The 3,501-nt window shown below is 66.9% G+C and carries 4 protein-coding genes; 2 read left to right on the forward strand and 2 right to left on the reverse strand.

Annotated elements, in window-relative coordinates:
- A partial coding sequence (locus tag ABZ646_RS43140; protein ID WP_360532251.1) for a response regulator transcription factor occupies positions 1 to 219 on the forward strand: 219 nt, incomplete at its 5' end.
- Between the two features lie 31 nt (positions 220 to 250).
- On the opposite strand, the gene ABZ646_RS43145 is transcribed toward ABZ646_RS43140, so the two are convergent.
- Together ABZ646_RS43145 and ABZ646_RS43150 are read right to left on the reverse strand one after the other, a co-directional pair.
- Positions 251 to 796 carry an ATP-binding protein gene (locus ABZ646_RS43145; RefSeq protein WP_360532254.1) on the reverse strand — a complete coding sequence of 182 codons (546 nt, stop codon included), beginning with the start codon at positions 794 to 796 and terminating at the stop codon, positions 251 to 253.
- Between the two features lie 365 nt (positions 797 to 1,161).
- Entirely contained in the window at positions 1,162 to 2,190 is a 1,029-nt protein-coding gene (locus tag ABZ646_RS43150) for a helix-turn-helix transcriptional regulator (RefSeq protein WP_360532257.1), read from the reverse strand.
- Positions 2,191 to 2,553: 363 nt separating this feature from the next.
- On the opposite strand from ABZ646_RS43150, the gene ABZ646_RS43155 reads away from it, so the two are divergent.
- A complete protein-coding gene (locus tag ABZ646_RS43155) occupies positions 2,554 to 3,423 on the forward strand; it encodes a hypothetical protein (RefSeq protein ID WP_360532260.1) in 870 nt (289 codons plus the stop codon).
- Positions 3,424 to 3,501 lie beyond the last annotated feature (78 nt).

Raw genomic sequence — 3,501 nt, forward strand, 5'->3', positions numbered from 1 at the left:
GTGACAGGCCGCGAGCGTGACGTGCTGGGGCTGATCGCACGTGGCCTGTCCAACAGCGAAATCGCAGCCGAGCTGTATCTGACCGTTGGCACGGTCAAGACCCACGTCAGCCGTCTGCTGACGAAGCTGGGGGCCAGGGACCGGGCCCAACTCGTCATAGCCGCCTACGAAAGCGGACTGGCCAGTACTTGGGGTGCACGACCTCGCGGCGGACGATGATCCGCAGCACCACTGAGAACGCCACGCTCAATCAGCGACTCCGCCGGCTGACCGCTGACAACCGGACCCTCGAAGAGCAACTCAGGGCTGCTCGGTCCAACGTCCGTTTCCAGGACCGGCGCATCGCCGACCTTGAGGCCCGCCTCGTCGATCCGGAATCAGCGACGCGATCTTGCCGCGACCTGGTCGTGCGCGCGCCTCCCCGCTCAAGGCTCCCCTCGTCTTGCTCTGGGACTGTGAGCCTCCGCCGCCGACCGTCTCGAAACCACGGGCGCCGCTTGTTCGAGGTGACGATCACGCTGGCCCTTTCGTATCTGTTCGAGATGAGCTGGAAGAAGAGGTTCGCGGCCTCGGCCTCGAACGGGATGTAGCCGACCCCGTCGATCACGATCAGCGGGTAGCGGCCGAGCTTGACCAGTTCGTCCCGGAGACGCCCGGCGTGGTGGGCGGCGGCCAGACAGTCGACCCACTGGGCGGCAGTGGCGAACGCGACCCGGTGGCTGGCCGGGCAGGCCCTCACAGCGAGTCCGGTAGCCATATGCGTCTTGCCGGTGCCCAGGGGCGGTAAAACCCGCATCGCCCAGGCCCTGGGCCACCTCGCCGTCCGACAGGGCGGCCCACGTCCGCTTCGCCAAGACCAGCCGGTTTCTTGCCGAACTCGCCGGGGGTCACGCGGATCGCACCTGGGAGAAACGGATCCTTGAACTGGTACGGCCTGACGTGCTCATCCTCGACGACCTGCCTTCACCGGCAGCTCAGTGTTGAGTCTTCGGCAGGCACCCGCTCGATGCGGATCCAGCCCCTTCCTCTGACACGCATCTTTCCGCCACCGGGTTCGGACACGGTGCCACTTTGCAGCCGTCCCCGTCCCGGTGGACACGCCGGTCGCTACCCACAGGCTGTTCTCCGCCCTGAACGCGCGGTCTGCGTGAACCACTGCGGTCAGGCTGCTCCCGGGCGCAGCGCCTCCCACGTGCGGTTGAGAGCCTCGGCGGTCCGGGCCTGCTGTTCCTCGTTCGGCAGCCTGACGAACGCCAGCTCCGATTCGCACCGTTCACGCAGCTCGTCCCGGTCGAACCAGCGAAGAGGGTGACGGGGGTCGCCGGGATCGTAGACGCCCTGTCCGTACGCCTCCATCAGGGTCAGGTCGTAGCGCCGGTGGCTGTGGCTGTCGTCCGGCGGGAGGAGGCCGCCCACCATGCGGTTCATCCAGTCCTCCCGGATCGCGTGTTCGTCGTCGGGTTCATCGGCGTCGGGGTCGTAACCGAACACGTCCTCCGCGCTCCGGAGTCCGGGGAACATGTCGAAGACGTCGCCGAGCTGAGGCGGGTCGGTGTTCTGAATGACGATCCACAGGGCGTACTCGTCGGCGAGGCACTGAGGACGCGGGACGCGCCCTTCGCCCAGTTCGCCGCCGAGGCGCATGATGCGCTCGCCCATGCGTACCAGCCAGTGGTTGTTGACCTGGGTGAGAGCCAGTTCGGGCAGGTCGCGCAGCAGGCCGACGTCGCGGATCGTCGCCTCGCCTTTCAGATAGGCGGCGAACTCGTAGCCGGAGGAGGTGCCCAGGTGCAGCTTGCCGTCCCGTGTGGGAGCGAAATCGGAGAAGTCGACCGTACTGGCCAGGGCCATGGCGTCTGCCGGGGTGAGCGGGTCACCGGTGAAAGACGTGTTGAACAACTGCACGACACCGCTGACCTGCTGGTCGGTCTTGAGATCCTCTTCGATGCCCGGAACGGCCTCGGCATCGGCCAGTTGCCTCAGCGCTGCGACGCTGAGCTTCAGTGCCCGGGCCAGCCCGTGCAGGTTGTCCGCCCGGAACCCGTCCAGCGCGCCGGAGCTGCCTACGGTGTTCTCGAAGCGCCGCCAGGTTGCCAGAGATACGTCGGCGCGTCGAGCCGCCTCCTGCTGCGTGAGGTTCAGCTCGGCGCGGCGCTGCTTCACGGCGTTGTTCGCCGCCCCCTTGACCATGCTCGCCCCTTCGGGTGTCCGACAGGCATTCTCTCCCCATATTAGCACTCATTGAGTGCTTATTTGCTGCTCAGTGTGGAGGCTGGCTGCGCTGTGCGAGGCGAGCTTGTATCTGTTCGTCCTGGGGCTCGGGTTTCACCCTGGCGGAGCCAAGGGGCACCCCTGTCCGCCATCGGGGAACGGTCGCCGACTGGACGCCAAAGGCGTGCGGCATCGTCAGCGGATGGCAACGACGCACACCCCGCCGACCTGTCCGGACCACCTCCGGGCGGATTTGGAGCTGATCGAAGCTGGCTTCCTGGCGATCCTCGCGGAGCGATGACTCGGCCTGAACGGTGCTGAGACCCCTTCCAGCAGTGGCCCGTGATCCGCCTGCCCGAGGACCGGCTGCTGATCCTCGAACCCCGCCACCTGATCAGCCGGGCCTTCGGGTGGCTGCCGATCTTCGACATCGAGTTCCCGCCGCCGGGGCGCACCAAGCCCACCGGCCACCGCAAGACGGCCGCCCGGGCCAAACAGACCCTGCGCCACTGCAGTGAGGTGTACGTCAGCGAGGTCCTGCACGCGATCACCCGCAACGAAGGCACAACCCGCCGGGTCTACGACGACGCCGAACTCAAGGCCGCCTACACCGCCCCAGGCCAGCGCATAGCCGACGCCGCGATCGTCTATCCCGGCGCCTGGATCGTCATCGAGGTCACCACCACCCAGCTGCGCCGCGAAGCCGCCACCGCCGTACCCGGCGAATCGCAGATCGAGGACATCGGCAAATTCGTCGAAGAACTCGACCAGATCGATGCGACCATCACCGTGCCGCGCGGCGACGAGGCCGCCCTCACTGGTGCACCTGCTGCCGGCGACCGTCGCTTCCTGCCGATGCTCGTGCTGCCGGAGGGCTTCCCCGTCAACCTCATCACCCTGACCGTGATCCGTGAACGCGCCCGGAGGAGGGGGCTGTTCACGAAGCCGGACACGGACCCGGTAGAAATCGTCGACATCGAAGAACTGGAGATGATCGAGGCCCTGCAGGAAGCCTCCGGCCCCAGCCTCCTCGACATCCTGCGCAGCAAGGAGTCCGGCAGCTTGCGCAACGCCGTCGTACGTGACCACATCCTGCATGTCATGCGAATACAGCCCGACGCACCAGCCCGGCACGCTGGGCTGCTGGACAATGCCCTCAAGCCACTCGTCAACGCCCTGCCGCAGCCGCAGCAGAGCTCCTCCACCAGATGATGGTCGGTGCCCCTGCGTGACCCGGGAGTGTAAATCTAACGGCGGATCCGACGATCATGGGAGTGACGTCAAGTGACT

It is taken from the genome of Streptomyces sp. NPDC007162 (assembly GCF_040634175.1).
In the GTDB taxonomy this organism is placed as follows: domain Bacteria; phylum Actinomycetota; class Actinomycetes; order Streptomycetales; family Streptomycetaceae; genus Streptomyces.